This window comes from Pseudomonas sp. L13 (genome assembly GCF_009935965.1).
Lineage (GTDB): Bacteria > Pseudomonadota > Gammaproteobacteria > Pseudomonadales > Pseudomonadaceae > Aquipseudomonas > Aquipseudomonas lactis.
Map to the genome: position 1 here is coordinate 12,820 of NZ_QODJ01000024.1, position 15,000 is coordinate 27,819.

A 15,000-nucleotide genomic window follows, 5' to 3' on the forward strand; every position below is an offset into this window, starting at 1 on the left:
TTGAGGTTTTTCGCGAGCAAGCTCGCTCCTACAGTTGACCGTGTTTATTCAGAGGGATTGTGGGGTTGAGCGGGCGACAATTGCTTCCACGTCGACGCCACGCGGCAAGGTGCCATATACCCGCCCCGACGACTCACCCAACCGGCTAGCAATAAACCCATCGCTGACCGCCGCATTCCCCGCCTCCAACAGCAACTTGGCCTGCAACGCCAGGGCGATGTCCTCAGTCAGTTGCCGTGCCCGATACTGGATATCCTGGGTGTCCATGAACGCCGCCTTCAACCGCTCGATATGCCGCGCCAACGGCTTGTCGCCGTGGCCATCGCCCAGTTCGACAAACAGCACCTCAAGCACACCGGGCTCTTTGGACAGTGCACGCAATACGTCCAGGCACTGCACATTGCCGGAACCTTCCCACGTCGAATTCACCGGCGCCTCGCGGTAAAGGCGCGGCAGGATGCTGTCCTCCACATACCCGGCACCGCCCATGCATTCGGCGGCTTCGTTGATCATCGCGGGCGCGCGCTTGCAGATCCAATATTTGCCCACGGCCGTGACCAGCCGGGCGAATTTGGCTTCATGCGCATCATCAAGATGATCCAGGGCGCGGCCCATGCGTAGGCTCAAGGCCAGGGCTGCTTCGCTTTCCAGGGCCAGGTCGGCCAGCACGTTCTGCATCAGCGGCTGCTCGCTGAGCACGCGGCCACCCACCTGGCGATGGGCGCAGTGATGGCTGGCCTGGGTCAGCGCCTGGCGCATCAAGGCGCTGGAGCCGACCATGCAATCGAAGCGCGTCATGGCGACCATTTCGATGATGGTTGGCACGCCCCGGCCTTCTTCGCCGACCATCCACGCCAGGGCGCCGCGAAACTCCACTTCGCTGGAGGCGTTGGAGCAGTTGCCGAGTTTGTTCTTCAAGCGCTGGATGTAGAACTCGTTGCGCGTGTCATCCGGGCGGTGCCGGGGCAGCAGGAAACAGGTCAGGCCCTTGTCGGTCTGGGCCAGGGTCAGAAAGCCATCGCACATCGGTGCCGAGCAAAACCACTTATGCCCCACCAGTTCATAGGCTTGGCCAGGGCCGCCCGCGCCCACGGGGTAAGCGCGGGTGGTGTTGGCGCGCACGTCGGTGCCGCCCTGCTTCTCGGTCATGGCCATGCCGATAGTAACGCCGGCCTTGTGGGCGATGCCGACATTGCGCGGGTCGTACTGGGTATTGAGGATTTTCGGCAGCCAGAAGTCCGCCAGCGCAGGTTGCAGGCGCAGGGCCGGGACGCAGGCGAAGGTCATGGTCAGCGGGCAACCGCTGCCGGCTTCGGCCTGGCTGTGCAGGTAGGTCATCGCCGCACGCGCCACATGGGCGCCAGCCTGCGGATGGGCCCACGGCAACGACGGCAGACCATGTTCGACGGCGGTGCGCATCAGCTCGTGATAAGCCGGGTGAAACTCCACCAGGTCAATGCGATGGCCATAACGGTCGTGGCTGCTGAACACCGGTTTGTTCTGGTTGGCCAGGAACCCCGCCGCCATCAATGGCCCACCCGCCAGCGCGCCGTAGGCATCCATGCGCGACTCGGCCCAGCCAGCGCCAAAGCGGCGTGACCATTCCTGCAAAGGCAAGTCGATGCGATACAGGTTGGTGCCGTCCAGGGACGGTGGCTGGTTGGTGACGTCGTGGGTTTCGGCAAACTGATGCAGGTTCATGACGGGCCTCCTGGAAAAGGCCGCATCGATTTCAGGCTGCCTGTAGGAGCGAGCTTGCTCGCGAAAAACCTGAGCGCAACGCGCTACCCCAAGATGGGCGCGTTATCGTTGACGTTCTTCGCGAGCAAGCTCGCTCCTACAAAAAACACAGATCGATTGAGGCCGGTTTTTTCAGTTAAGCACTGCCACTGCGCTTAAAAAAGTGGCATACGCGCCGAATGCTCGGCGCTTTCACCCTCATCCGCGCACAGCACGCTACGCTCAAGCGCCGCCTGCAAAGCATCGAAACGCACCGGTTTGGCCAGCCGATCCGTCATGCCAATGCCATGGCAGCGCTCACGCTCCGGTCCATTGGGCGAAGTGCTCAGGGCGATCACCGGCAATTCACCGCAGCCGGGCAATGCGCGAATCTGGCAGCACAACGAAAAACCACCCTCAGGAACGTCCAGCAGTACGGCGTCGAAGCCGTGCGCTTGCAATGCAGCGAGCGCCGCCGGGCCGCTTTCCACGGTTTTGACCCGGTAACCAAGCTTGAGCAACATGCCACGCACCGCCAGTTGGCCCACGCTGTTGTCGTCCACCAGCAGCACCGTGCATTCCTGAGGCGCACGCTGTGCAGGCAGCGTTTGCGCGGCGGGCGTCACCTGCTGCGGCACGGCGCTGACGTCCACTTCCAACTGGAAGCGGCTGCCTTTACGGGGTTCCGAATGATGAGTCAGGCGCCCGCCCAGCAGTTCGATCAACTGCCGGCAGATCGCCAGGCCAATGCCCAGACCGCCGTATTCACGCGTCATCGAACCGTCGAGCTGGAAGAAACGCTGATACAGCGTGGCCTCATCAAGAAAGGCAAAGCCGATACCGGTGTCGGTGACGATAAAGCTCAGGTGCAAGGCGCCATCCCCTTGTGGCACGCCCACCACCCGCAAACGCACCGCGCCGACGTGGGTGAATTTGAAGGCGTTATCGAGCAGGCAATCCAGGCACTGGAGCAGTTTGTCGGCATCGCCGATCAGACGATCCGGCACCTCATCGGCCACATCAATGGAAAACGCCAGGCCCTTGCTCTGGGCGCTGCCGGTGAATTGCTGGCGCAAGGTGTCGAGCGTGCCGCGCAGGCTGAACACTTGCGCTTGGGCCACCAGGCGACCGGCCTGCAATTCGGTGAGGGTGAGGATGCCGTTGACCATGCGCATCATGTCCCGCGCCGAGCCGGCGGCGGTTTGCTGGTACTGCGTCATGTCATCGTCCAATGACACGGTTTGCATCAGCTCCAACGAGCCGATCACACCGTTCATCGGCGTGCGCAGTTCGTGGGTCAGGGTGGCGAGAAATTCGTCTTTGAGGCGGTTGCTGCGGGCCAGTTGCTGGTTGAGCGCTTCGAGTTTCTGGCTGGCATCGAGCAGAATCTGCGCCTGTTGTTCGCGCATGCCGTTGATGCGGTCGGCCAGGGCCAGGGACAACAGCGCCACTTCAATGGCCGAGCCGAGCTGGCTGGCGTACATGGTCAGGAACACGTTAGGCAGGTAACCCAGCACCATCAGGGTATTGACCACCCCGCCGAGCAGAAAGGCCGACCAGGCGATGATGAAATAACGCGCCATGCGCTGCCCGCAATACCAGGCCTTGATGGCCGCCACGAAGATGGTCACGGTAAACACCAGCGCCAGCGCAGTGGCCAGGCGCAGGGCCACGGCGTAACTGGTCAACAACGCCAGTGCCATCACCAACCCACCACAGGCCGCGAGCGCCAGCAGGATTCGGTTGAGCCAGCGGCTGTGCTGCGCGGTGTGCAGGAAGCTGCGCGCGAACAGACTGCCGAACAAGGCCGCCGAGCCGATCAGGAAGGGCACTGCAGCATTCGCCCACCACGGGTTGTTCGGCCAGAAGTACTCCACCGCCACACCATTGACCGACAGCTGATACAAGCCGAACGAGGCGATATAGAGGATGTAATAGAGGTAGCTGGTGTCGCGCACGCTCAGGTAGATGAACAGGTTGTAGATCAGCATGCCCAGCAACACACCGTAGATGGCGCCGAGCACGTACAAGCGCAGCGGCTGCTCCTCCATGTAGGCGGTGCCGGCCCATAATGTCAAAGGTGCCTGGATCGAGCCTTGGCTTTGCAAGCGCAGGTAGACGGTTTGTTGCTGGTCGGGCAAGAAGCTGAGCTTGAACAGGTAGTTGCTCTGGCTCACCTCTCGGCTGGAAAACGGCAACGCGCTGCCGGTGCGGGCGGTGAGGCGGTAATTCCCGGTGCCGTCGTTCTGGTAAAGGTCCAGGCGATTGAGCGGCGGGTAGGCCAGTTCCAGAAACCAGGTGCGTGGTGCGCGGGGATCTGTGGCGGTGTAGTGCAGGTTGACCTTCAGCCAGAACACCGAGCGTGAATAGCCGGCATTGAGGGTGTCTTTATCATGGGTCTTGAACTGGGCGCCATAGGCGGGGGAGCTGACATCGGCGATGGTCAGGGCATCGGTTGGGTCTTCGAGCACTTGCATGACCCGGCCCAACGGGAGGCTTCGCGTGTTCTGGTTGAACTCGACGGCGCTGGCGAGCATCGGCAGCCCGCACAATAAAAAAATCAGCAAATAGCGCATAGAGCCCCAGCGTGGCCTGGTCCGGTTGTGTCAAAAGCCCCCCATTCCTTTTGAGAAGACGTACACCGGCGATACAGTAAGTTGTTTGGATGCACTTTAGCATAGCCAGTAAAAGCCATTAGCCACCGCTGGAACTTTTTTTAGGACAGCTCTAGGGCAATGCTTTCAGCTCATTTCGGTGCAGCGCTCAGCCACGGCAAGTCGCGCCGCAGCGGCAAACTTCTGCCATCGCCAGGCAGCCACGCAAAAAGCGTTTGGTGGTAAGCTCGCGCACCATGAATATCTACTGCTCTCGCCCCGTTGTCCTCTGTCTCTCCGGCCACGACCCCAGTGGTGGCGCCGGCCTGCAGGCAGATATCGAAGCCCTGCTCGCCCAGGGCTGCCACGCGGCCCCGGCCGTCACCGCCTTGACCGTGCAGAACACCGTCAATGTCAGTGATTTCCGCGTGCTTGACCGTGAGTGGGTACTGGCCCAGGCCAATGCCGTGCTCGGCGACTCTGAAGTCGCGGCGGTCAAGCTGGGCATGCTCGGTTCCACCGCGATGGTCGACACCGTGGTCGAACTGCTGCAGGCACATCCGCATTTGCCGGTGGTCTGCGACCCGGTGCTGCGCGCCGGCGGCGGCGGTAGCCTGGGCAAGGACGAGGTCGGTTATGCGATGCGCGAGCGGCTGCTGCCCCTGTCATTGATCGCCACCCCCAACCTGCCCGAAGCGCGCATCCTCGCGGAACTGCCCGACGGCAGCGCCGACGACTGCGCCGAGAAGCTGCTGCCGTACATCAAGCACCTGCTGATCACCGGCGGCCATGGCGATGAGCACGAAGTGCACAACCGTCTGTACAGCCGTGACGGCACGCGCCAGACCTTTACCTGCCAACGCCTGCCCGGCAGTTATCACGGTTCGGGTTGCACCTTGGCCAGTGCGCTGGCCGGGCGCATTGCCCAGGGCGAAGGCCTGGCCAGCGCCGTACAAACGGCCCTCAACTACACGTGGCGTACCCTGCGCGACGCCGAACAACTCGGCCAGGGCCAGTTCGTGCCGCGCCGATTGCCGCTGGATTTCTGCTCGTAACTTATCGCTCGTCAGCAAGGGGTTTGCCCGATGAAACTACGCGGCCTTTACGCCATTACCGACAGCCAGCTGTTGGCCGGCAAATTCCTCGCCTACGTCGAGGCGGCGCTGGACGGTGGCGTCACCCTATTGCAGTACCGCGACAAAAGCAGCGACGAGGCACGCCGCCTGCGTGAAGCCGAAAAACTGTATGAACTGTGCTCGCGCTACAAGACTCAATTGATCATCAACGACGATGCCGAACTGGCCGCGCGCCTGGGCGTCGGCGTACACCTGGGCCAGACCGACGGCCCGCTGACCCCGGCCCGTGCGCTGCTCGGTTCTAAGGCGATCATCGGTGCCACCTGCCACAGCCAGATCGAACTGGCCGAACAGGCCGCCAAAGAAGGCGCCAGCTACGTCGCCTTCGGCCGCTTCTTCAATTCCACGACCAAACCCGGCGCACCTGCCGCCACCGTTGACATGCTGGCCCAGGCCCGCAAGCGCCTGCACCTGCCGATCTGCGTGATCGGCGGCGTCACCTTGGAAAACGCCGAGCCGCTGGTGGCCCACGGGGCCGACCTGCTCGCCGTGGTCCATGGCCTGTTCGGTGCCGACAGCACCCAGGAAGTCACACGCCGCGCCCGTGCGTTCAACGACCTTCTTAAACCTTCAGTTTAGAGAGCCCGATCATGTCCCGTTCCGAAACCCTGTTTGCCAACGCCCAGAAACACATCCCCGGCGGTGTGAACTCCCCCGTGCGTGCGTTCAAGAGCGTGGGCGGCACGCCGTTGTTCTTCAAGCATGCCGAAGGTGCCTACGTCACCGATGAAGACGACAAGCGCTATGTCGACTACGTCGGCTCCTGGGGCCCGATGATCCTCGGCCACAGCCATCCGGACGTGCTCGACGCGGTGCGCCAGCAACTGCAACACGGCTTGTCCTACGGCGCCCCGACCGCGATGGAAACCGAGATGGCCGACCTGGTCTGCTCGATCGTGCCGTCGATGGAGATGGTACGCATGGTCAGCTCCGGCACCGAAGCGACCATGAGCGCGATCCGCCTGGCCCGTGGTTTTACCGGCCGCGACAACATCATCAAGTTCGAAGGCTGCTACCACGGCCACTCCGACAGCCTGCTGGTAAAAGCCGGCTCCGGCGCGCTGACCCAAGGCGTTCCCAATTCCGCTGGCGTACCTGCGGCGTTCGCCAAGCACACCCTGACCTTGCCGTTCAACGACATCGCCGCCGTCGAGCAGATGCTCAGCGAAGTCGGCCAGGACGTGGCGTGCATCATCGTCGAGCCGGTTGCCGGCAACATGAACTGCGTGCCACCGGCCCCGGGTTTCCTTGAGGGCCTGCGCGAGCAGTGCGACAAGCATGGCGTGGTGCTGATTTTTGACGAAGTGATGACCGGTTTCCGGGTCGCCCTTGGTGGCGCACAGGCTTACTACGGCGTCACGCCAGACCTGAGCACCTTCGGCAAGATCATTGGCGGCGGCATGCCGGTAGGCTGCTTCGGCGGCAAGCGCGAGATCATGCAACACATCGCCCCGCTCGGCCCGGTCTACCAGGCAGGCACCTTGTCGGGTAACCCGCTGGCAATGGCCGCCGGCCTGACCACCCTGCGCCTGATCAGCCGCCCGGGTTTCCACGCCGAGCTGACCGACTACACCACACGCCTGCTCGACGGCCTGCAACAGCGCGCCGACGCCGCCGGTATCCCGTTTGTGACCACCCAGGCCGGTGGCATGTTCGGCCTGTACTTCAGCGGCGCCGACGAGATCGTCACCTTCGATGACGTGATGGGCAGCGATGCCGAGCTGTTCAAGCGCTTCTTCCACCTGATGCTTGAAGGCGGCGTGTACCTGGCACCAAGCGCCTTTGAAGCCGGCTTCACCTCGATTGCCCATGGCGAAGCCGAACTGAAATTGACCCTGGATGCTGCCGAGCGCGCCTTCGCGGCCCTGAAATAAGTGACGGCACCTTCTGGCGTTGCCCCTGGCAGCGTCAGATTTGCTACTTTGCTTACAGACAATTCCTGGTTTTTTCGAGAATTGCCCTGCAATCCGGCAGATAACTTGCCCAAGCAGCAGAAAAACGAGTAAAGACTTTGTAAGCAGAGGCCTGCTTATTTCATAATGCGCGCTTATTGGACTCCCCCGAGGGTCCCGCGCCCCGTCAGAGGTAAGTCGATTCCCATGAAACGCACCGGCCGCACCCTGGTTCTGGGCTGCCTGTTGCTCCTTCAACCGCTACTGGCACATGCCCAGGCCGGCGGCAACTCGTTGTTAATCCCAGCGATGGGTCGTTGCACCCTCAATACCCAGCCAGACAGCCAGGCCGAAGCCCTGAGCGCGTGCCAGAAACAGGCCGAGGACGGGGATGCGCAGGCGCAATACGAGTTGGGCGAGTACTACCACGACAGCAAGAACCCGGCCGTTGATCTCAACAAAGCGTTGAGCTACTTCGAGAAAGCCTCGTTGCAGGGCCACGCCCAGGCGCAATACCAGTTGGGCAACATGTTCTTCAAAGGCGAAGGCGTGCCGGCAAACAACGTTCAGGCGTACATCGTGCTGAAAATGGCCGCGGTCAACGGCGCCGAAGACGCACTGGACACCGCCGACGAAGTCGCCGAGCACATGCAGCGCGATGAACTGGAAGTGGCGACCCAGGTGCTGGGGCAGATTTTCCGCAACTACCTGCAAGAGCTGCAGAGCGCTGATGGGCGTTCGCCGTTTTCACCCCTTCCCTGATTTTTTTGTAGACCTTACATCGCTATCGCAGGCAAGCCAGCTCCCACATTCGACCGCGTTTCAATGTTGAAATGCAGTCAACTGTGGGAGCTGGCTTGCCTGCGATAGGCACCCTTCGGTCTAAAGCCCTACTTCTCAGGCATCGGCATCGGAAACGGCATCACATTGCTCACGCCCCGAGCCTCACTGATTTTGGGCGTACCCAGGCGTTCGACTTCATCGATGCGCACAATCGAATGCATCGGCACAAAGCTGCGCACCACGCCTTCGAACTGGGCCTTGAGCTTTTCTTCGCCCGGATCGACCACCAACTGGGTGCGCTCGCCAAAGACGAACTCTTCCACCTCCAGGAATCCCCACAGATCACTTTGATAGATCTGCTTGGCGTACATTTCGAACACCTGGCCCTGGTTGAGGAAAATCACCTTATAGATTGGAGCTTCACGTTTGGTCATGGTGGGCGAACAACACATGGGGATATAAAAGAGGGCGCGAACTATAGCATGGCACCCGATGCACAGCGCTAGGAACCAATGGGCATGCCCCCTATAATGCGCGGTTCTTTACCACCAGTTGACGATTCCCATGGCCAAGAAGCTTTACATCGAAACCCACGGTTGCCAGATGAACGAGTACGACAGCTCGCGCATGGTCGACTTGCTGGGCGAACACCAGGCCCTGGAAGTCACTGCCCGCGCCGAAGATGCCGACGTGATCCTGCTCAATACCTGCTCGATCCGCGAGCGGGCCCAGGACCGTGTGTATTCGCAACTGGGCCGCTGGCGCGAATTGAAACTGGCCAACCCGGACATGGTGATCGCCGTCGGCGGTTGCGTGGCCAGTCAGGAAGGCGCCGCGATCCGCGACCGCGCGCCCTATGTCGATGTGGTGTTCGGCCCGCAGACCCTGCACCGCCTGCCGGAAATGATCGACGCCGCACGCGTCACCAAGCTGCCGCAGGTGGACGTGTCGTTCCCCGAAATCGAAAAGTTCGACCATCTGCCCGAACCGCGCATCGATGGGCCGAGCGCCTATGTGTCGGTGATGGAAGGTTGCAGCAAGTACTGCACCTTCTGCGTGGTGCCTTACACCCGTGGCGAAGAAGTCAGCCGGCCGTTTGACGATGTGCTGGCAGAAATCATCCACCTGGCAGAAAACGGCGTGCGCGAAGTGACTTTGCTGGGCCAGAACGTCAACGGCTACCGCGGCCTGACCGACGACGGCCGCCTGGCCGACCTGGCGGAATTGATCCGCGTGGTCGCCGCCGTCGACGGCATCGAGCGCATCCGCTACACCACCTCGCACCCGTTGGAGTTCTCCGACAGCCTGATCCAGGCCCACGCCGAAGTGCCGGAGCTGGTCAAACACCTGCACTTGCCGGTGCAATCGGGTTCGGACCGCATTCTGTCGGCGATGAAGCGCAACCACACCGCGCTGGAATACAAATCCAAATTGCGCAAACTGCGCGCCGCCGTGCCAGGCATCTGCATCAGTTCGGACTTTATCGTCGGCTTCCCGGGTGAAACCGAGAAAGACTTCCAGCAGACCATGAAGCTGATCGAAGACGTCGGTTTCGACTTCTCCTACTCGTTCGTCTACAGCCAGCGCCCGGGCACCCCGGCTGCCGACCTGCTGGATGAAACCCCGGAAGCGTTGAAAAAAGAGCGCTTGAACGCGCTGCAACATCGCCTTAATCAGCAGGGCTTTGAAATCAGCCGACAAATGGTCGGTTCGATCCAGCGCATTCTGGTCACCGATTATTCGAAGAAAGACCCGGGTGAATTGCAGGGGCGTACCGAGAACAACCGAATCGTCAACTTCCGCTGCGATAATCCTACGCTGATCGGCCAGTTTGCCGATGTGCACATTGATGCGGCGCAACCACACTCGTTGCGTGGCTCGTTGATCAACTGATCTCGCTGACCGGATGAAGATCAAAATGTGGGAGCTGGCTTGCCTGCGATAGCGATGCATCAGTGCCCTATGTGCCAACTGACCCACCGCTATCGCAGGCAAGCCAGCTCCCACAGGGGTTCTTCAGGGTTATCGAGAGTGGGGCCAAGCTATTTAAGTGCTTTCGCACACCGGCGCCTGGCGTTATTCTCTCTCTCACCTCATCAGCCAAAGGGCGGCTAAAAGCAACCTTGAACGCACCCATAGCAGAACCCCATCGCTTTATCCTCGAGCCGTTTGAGGCTCGCCGTTTCGCCAACCTGTGCGGACAGTTCGACGAGCACCTGCGCCTGATCGAACAACGCCTGAGCATCGAGATCCGCAACCGCGGCAATCAGTTCGAGCTCATTGGTGAACCTCAACACACCACGTCTGCAGAAAACCTGCTGCGCCGTCTCTACCGTGAAACCAAGGGTAGCGAGCTGTCGCCGGAGACCGTGCACCTGTACCTGCAGGAATCGGCTGTGGAAGATCTGGCCAATAACCCGGTGGCCGAAGCCAGCGTGGCCTTGCGTACCAAAAAAGGCATGATTCGCCCACGCGGCTTGAATCAGCAGAAGTACGTCAAGGAAATCCTCGGCAACGACATCAACTTCGGCATCGGCCCGGCCGGTACTGGCAAGACATACCTGGCCGTGGCCTGCGCCGTCGATGCCCTGGAGCGCGAGCAAGTGCGGCGCATCCTGCTGGTGCGCCCCGCGGTCGAGGCCGGCGAAAAGCTCGGTTTCCTCCCCGGCGACCTGGCCCAGAAGATCGACCCGTACCTGCGCCCGCTCTACGACGCGCTGTACGAGATGCTCGGCTTTGAATACGTGGCCAAGCTGATCGAGCGCCAAGTGATCGAGATCGCCCCGCTGGCCTACATGCGTGGCCGTACGCTCAACAACAGTTTCATCATTCTCGACGAAAGCCAGAACACCACCGTCGAGCAGATGAAGATGTTCCTCACCCGTATCGGTTTCGGCTCAACCGCCGTGATCACGGGCGACATCACCCAGGTCGACCTGCCCAAGGGCACCAAGTCGGGCCTGGGCCAGGTGATCGAGGTGCTCAAGGACGTGCCGGGTATCAGCTTCACGCACTTCATGCCCAAGGACGTGGTACGCCACCCGCTGGTGCAGCGCATTGTCGAAGCCTATGAGCGTTTCGAGCACCGCGATGACGCGCCCGCCAAGGACGCTCGCCACGATGCTTGAGCTAGACCTGCAACTGGCCACCGACGCGCGCGCCCCCAGTGAAGCCCAGTTCCGCCAATGGTGTGAACTGGCCTTGCGCCAGCGCACCGCTGACTCGGAGCTGACCATTCGTCTGGTGGACGAGGCCGAAGGCCGTGAGCTGAACCACACCTGGCGTCACAAAGACTACGCCACCAACGTACTGTCCTTCCCCGCCGACGTACCCGACGAATTGCTGGATATCCCGTTGCTGGGCGACCTGGTGATCTGCGTCGCGGTGGTCGAACGAGAAGCCGCGGAACAAGGCAAGGAACTTGAAGCCCATTGGGCCCATCTAGTCATCCACGGCTGCTTGCATCTCTTGGGTTACGACCATATAGACGATGACGAAGCCGAGGAAATGGAAGCCCTGGAACGAACGTTGCTTGCAGAACTAGGTCACCGCGACCCGTATGCAGACGACGAAAGCTGATCAACACTCAACTGTCATATCAAAGGATTTAGAGTAATCGCTATGAGCGAAGACCGATCGAGCAACGGGCAAAAGTCATGGCTGGGTAAACTGACCCAGGCTTTTGCCCACGAGCCGAAAAACCGCCAGGAGCTCTTGGAGCTGCTGCGCGATGCACACCAGAACAAATTGCTGGACAGCGAAGCGCTGGCCATCGTCGAGGGCGCCATCCAGGTGGCTGACCTGCAAGTGCGCGACATCATGGTCCCGCGCTCGCAGATGGTCAGCATCAAGGCGACCCAGACCCCACGGGAGTTCCTCCCGGCCGTGATCGACTCGGCGCATTCGCGCTACCCGGTGATCGGTGAAAGCCATGACGATGTCATGGGTGTTTTGCTGGCCAAGGACCTGCTGCCGTTGATCCTCAAGGAGAACGGTGACAGCTTCAACATCAAGGACCTGCTGCGCCCGGCCACCTTCGTGCCCGAGTCCAAGCGCCTGAATGTGCTGCTGCGCGAGTTTCGCGCCAACCACAATCACATGGCCATCGTGATTGACGAATACGGCGGCGTGGCCGGCCTGGTCACCATCGAGGACGTGCTGGAGCAGATCGTCGGCGACATCGAAGACGAGCACGACGTCGAAGAAGACAGCTACATCAAGCCGCTGCCCAGCGGTGATTTCCTGATCAAGGCGCTGACGCCCATCGAGAACTTCAACGAGTTTTTCGACAGCGAGTTCTCGGACGATGAGTTCGACACCGTCGGCGGCCTGGTGATGAGTGCGTTCGGGCATTTGCCCAAGCGTAATGAAACCACCGAGATCGGTGCGTATCGCTTCCGCATCCTCAATGCTGATAGCCGTCGTATCCACTTGATTCGCCTGACACCTATTGCCCGCTAAGGACTGACATGCGCCGTCTCACCTCGCCCGGCTGGCCCGGTAATCTGCTGGCCGTGGTGGCCGGCGCCATCACTACCCTGGCGCTGGCGCCGTTCGATATCTGGCCGTTGGCGCTGGTAGCGGTCGGCCTGTTCTATATTGGCCTGCGGGAACTCTCGCCCCGCCAGGCCCTGGGCCGTGGCTGGTGTTTCGGCTTCGGCCTGTTTGGCGCCGGTACCAGTTGGATCTACTACAGCATCCACCACTTCGGCGGCGCTTCGGTGCTGCTGGCGGGTTTCCTGATGCTGCTGTTCACCGCCGCCATCGCCTGGTTCTTTGCCCTGCCCGCCTGGCTGTGGGCGCGCTGGTTGCGCCGCAACGAAGCACCGCTGGCGGACGCATTGACGTTCGCCGCGTTGTGGGTCGGCCAAGAAGCCTTTCGGGGCTGGTTCCTCACCGGTTTCCCGTGGTTGTACTCCGGTTACAGTCAACTCGACGGGCCGTTGACCGGCCTCGCGCCAGTGGGCGGGATGTGGCTGATTTCCTTCGCCCTGGCACTCACCGCCGCACTTTTGTGCAACCTGCCGCGCCTGCTGGCCACCAAGCGCAATGCCTTCATCGGCGCGGGCCTGTTATTACTGGTTGCGCCCTGGGCCATTGGCCTGGCGCTCAAGCATCACGCCTGGACGTCGCCGTCTGGCGCGCCGCTGAGCGTGGCCGCGATCCAGGGCAACGTCGAGCAAAGCATGAAGTGGGACCCGGAGCAGCTCAATGCACAGTTGGCGCTGTACCGCGACATGAGCCTGAGCTCCAAGCGTGTCGACCTGCTGGTCTGGCCGGAAACCGCCGTGCCGGTGCTCAAGGAGTCCGTGGAGGGCTACCTGGGCATGATGGGCAAGTTCGCCGCCGACCGGGACAGTGCGTTGATCACCGGGGTACCGATTCGCCAGGAAGTGCACCACCAGAAGCGCTACTTCAACGGTATCACCGTGATCGGTGAAGGCGACGGCACCTACCTCAAGCAAAAACTGGTGCCATTTGGCGAGTACGTGCCGCTGCAGGACATGTTGCGTGGGCTGATTGCCTTTTTCGACCTGCCCATGTCGGACTTCGCCCGCGGCCCTTCTGACCAGGCCATGCTGCAGGCCAAGGGATATCAGATTGCGCCGTTCATTTGCTATGAAGTGGTGTACCCCGAATTCGCCGCCGGCCTGTCGGCCCAAAGCGACCTGCTGCTGACCATCAGCAACGACACTTGGTTCGGCCGTTCCATCGGCCCGCTGCAGCACCTGCAAATGGCGCAAATGCGTGCGCTGGAGGCTGGCCGCTGGATGATCCGCGCCACCAACAACGGCGTGACCGGGCTGATCAACCCGTTTGGGCAGATCACCGCGCAGATCCCGCAGTTCGAGCGTGGCATTCTCTATGGGGAGGTGGTGCCGATGCACAACCTCACGCCGTACCTGCAATGGCGTTCGTGGCCATTGATCATTGTGTGTCTGGCATTGTTTGGCTGGGCTCTGCTGGCTGCACGAATGTCCAAAACGCTCTGACCTGTGGGAGCTGGCTTGCCTGCGATGGCGGTGTATCAGTGCCCTAAGTGCTCACTGACCCACCGCCATCGCAGGCAAGCCAGCTCCCACATTTTGATCTCCTGTGTTGCGCCTAGCGGTAGAACAACCGATACCCCACCTGCCCCACCGCTTCATTGATCAACTGCCCGCTTTGCCACACCGCCTTGACCTCCGGCATCCAGCCACCCAGCGGCCGGCCATGGTCCACTCCCAAAAAGCCCACCGGCCCCGGCACCACGGTGAAGCCGGCTTTCTCAAAGCTCCACACCGAGCGCGGCATGTGCCAGGCCTGGGTCACCACCACCACCCGCTTGATGCCTTGAGGCAAGAGTATCTCGGCGCTCATCTGGGCGTTTTCCCAGGTGGTACGGCTACGTTCTTCTTTCCAACGCACGGTGACACCGAAGTCATCCTGCATCGACACCGCCATCAACTCGGCCTCGCTGGGTGGCGTACCGTAGTGCAAGCCGCCGCTGGTCAGCACCGGCAAACCGGATGCCTTGGCCAGTCGCGCGGCAAAACGCTCACGTTCCAGGCCAATACCGGTGGGCTGGTCGCTGCCCCACGCAATGTCCCCACGCTCGCGCCCCGAGCCCAGCACCACAATCGCGTCGGCACGCTGGGCCAAGGTGGCCCAGTCTTCCCGGGCCAAAGGCGGCTCTGTCTCGAGGACGCGCGCGCCCCACTGCACCATCACGGGCAGGCTGATCAACCACATCCCGCCAAGCCCCAGGGCAAAACACAAGCCCGCCAGGCGCGGACGGCTGCGGCGAAACCACCAGGCACACGCCAACAACAGCAGAAAAATACCGGGCGGCAACAACAGTTGTTTAATGAAATAACGAAAAGGCATCGGGCATCT

13 protein-coding genes are annotated in these 15,000 nt (G+C 61.6%); 9 read left to right on the forward strand and 4 right to left on the reverse strand.

All coding sequences use genetic code 11. The annotated features are described in order from the left end of the window. Window positions 1-48 precede the first annotated feature (48 nt). Window positions 49-1,701, reverse strand: coding sequence for an acyl-CoA dehydrogenase family protein (locus tag DK871_RS13890; RefSeq protein WP_161905443.1), 1,653 nt, complete (start codon window positions 1,699-1,701; stop codon window positions 49-51). Window positions 1,702-1,895: 194 nt separating this feature from the next. Continuing rightward, window positions 1,896-4,295 (reverse strand): hybrid sensor histidine kinase/response regulator, encoded by a 2,400-nt coding sequence (locus DK871_RS13895; RefSeq protein ID WP_161905444.1) that lies wholly within the window; start codon window positions 4,293-4,295, stop codon window positions 1,896-1,898. Window positions 4,296-4,570: 275 nt separating this feature from the next. Between DK871_RS13895 and DK871_RS13900 the strand changes: the two genes are divergently transcribed. From DK871_RS13900 to DK871_RS13915, 4 genes are all read left to right on the forward strand, one after another. Further along, window positions 4,571-5,368, forward strand: a complete 798-nt coding sequence (locus DK871_RS13900) for a hydroxymethylpyrimidine/phosphomethylpyrimidine kinase (RefSeq protein ID WP_044268934.1) — start codon at window positions 4,571-4,573, stop codon at window positions 5,366-5,368. Window positions 5,369-5,398: 30 nt separating this feature from the next. Next, window positions 5,399-6,028 (forward strand): thiamine phosphate synthase, encoded by a 630-nt coding sequence (gene thiE / locus DK871_RS13905; protein ID WP_161905445.1) that lies wholly within the window; start codon window positions 5,399-5,401, stop codon window positions 6,026-6,028. A gap of 11 nt (window positions 6,029-6,039) precedes the next feature. Beyond that, a complete protein-coding gene (gene hemL / locus DK871_RS13910) occupies window positions 6,040-7,323 on the forward strand; it encodes a glutamate-1-semialdehyde 2,1-aminomutase (protein ID WP_161905446.1) in 1,284 nt (427 codons plus the stop codon). Window positions 7,324-7,548: 225 nt separating this feature from the next. Next, window positions 7,549-8,103, forward strand: coding sequence for a tetratricopeptide repeat protein (locus DK871_RS13915; protein WP_003194434.1), 555 nt, complete (start codon window positions 7,549-7,551; stop codon window positions 8,101-8,103). A 128-nt stretch (window positions 8,104-8,231) separates the two neighbouring features. Here DK871_RS13915 and DK871_RS13920 read toward each other — a convergent pair whose 3' ends face one another. Further along, the gene (locus tag DK871_RS13920) at window positions 8,232-8,558 is read right to left on the reverse strand and encodes a DUF1820 family protein (RefSeq protein WP_003236992.1); all 327 of its coding nucleotides are present in this window, start codon (window positions 8,556-8,558) and stop codon (window positions 8,232-8,234) included. Between the two features lie 130 nt (window positions 8,559-8,688). Between DK871_RS13920 and miaB the strand changes: the two genes are divergently transcribed. From miaB to lnt, 5 genes are all read left to right on the forward strand, one after another. Continuing rightward, entirely contained in the window at window positions 8,689-10,017 is a 1,329-nt protein-coding gene (gene miaB / locus DK871_RS13925; protein ID WP_044268938.1) for a tRNA (N6-isopentenyl adenosine(37)-C2)-methylthiotransferase MiaB, read from the forward strand. 230 nt (window positions 10,018-10,247) lie between these two features. Continuing rightward, on the forward strand, window positions 10,248-11,252 hold the full coding sequence (locus DK871_RS13930) for a PhoH family protein (RefSeq protein ID WP_019818064.1): 1,005 nt from the start codon (window positions 10,248-10,250) through the stop codon (window positions 11,250-11,252). Further along, complete coding sequence (gene ybeY / locus DK871_RS13935) at window positions 11,245-11,703, forward strand: rRNA maturation RNase YbeY (protein WP_161905447.1); 459 nt, start codon at window positions 11,245-11,247, stop codon at window positions 11,701-11,703. The genes DK871_RS13930 and ybeY overlap by 8 nt, the downstream gene beginning before the upstream one ends. Before the next feature lie 42 nt (window positions 11,704-11,745). Further along, window positions 11,746-12,585 (forward strand): HlyC/CorC family transporter, encoded by an 840-nt coding sequence (locus DK871_RS13940; RefSeq protein WP_161905448.1) that lies wholly within the window; start codon window positions 11,746-11,748, stop codon window positions 12,583-12,585. A gap of 8 nt (window positions 12,586-12,593) precedes the next feature. Continuing rightward, window positions 12,594-14,117 (forward strand): apolipoprotein N-acyltransferase, encoded by a 1,524-nt coding sequence (gene lnt / locus DK871_RS13945; RefSeq protein WP_161905449.1) that lies wholly within the window; start codon window positions 12,594-12,596, stop codon window positions 14,115-14,117. 112 nt (window positions 14,118-14,229) lie between these two features. Here lnt and DK871_RS13950 read toward each other — a convergent pair whose 3' ends face one another. Further along, window positions 14,230-14,991, reverse strand: a complete 762-nt coding sequence (locus tag DK871_RS13950) for a YdcF family protein (RefSeq protein WP_020301950.1) — start codon at window positions 14,989-14,991, stop codon at window positions 14,230-14,232. Between the last annotated feature and the right edge of the window lie 9 nt (window positions 14,992-15,000).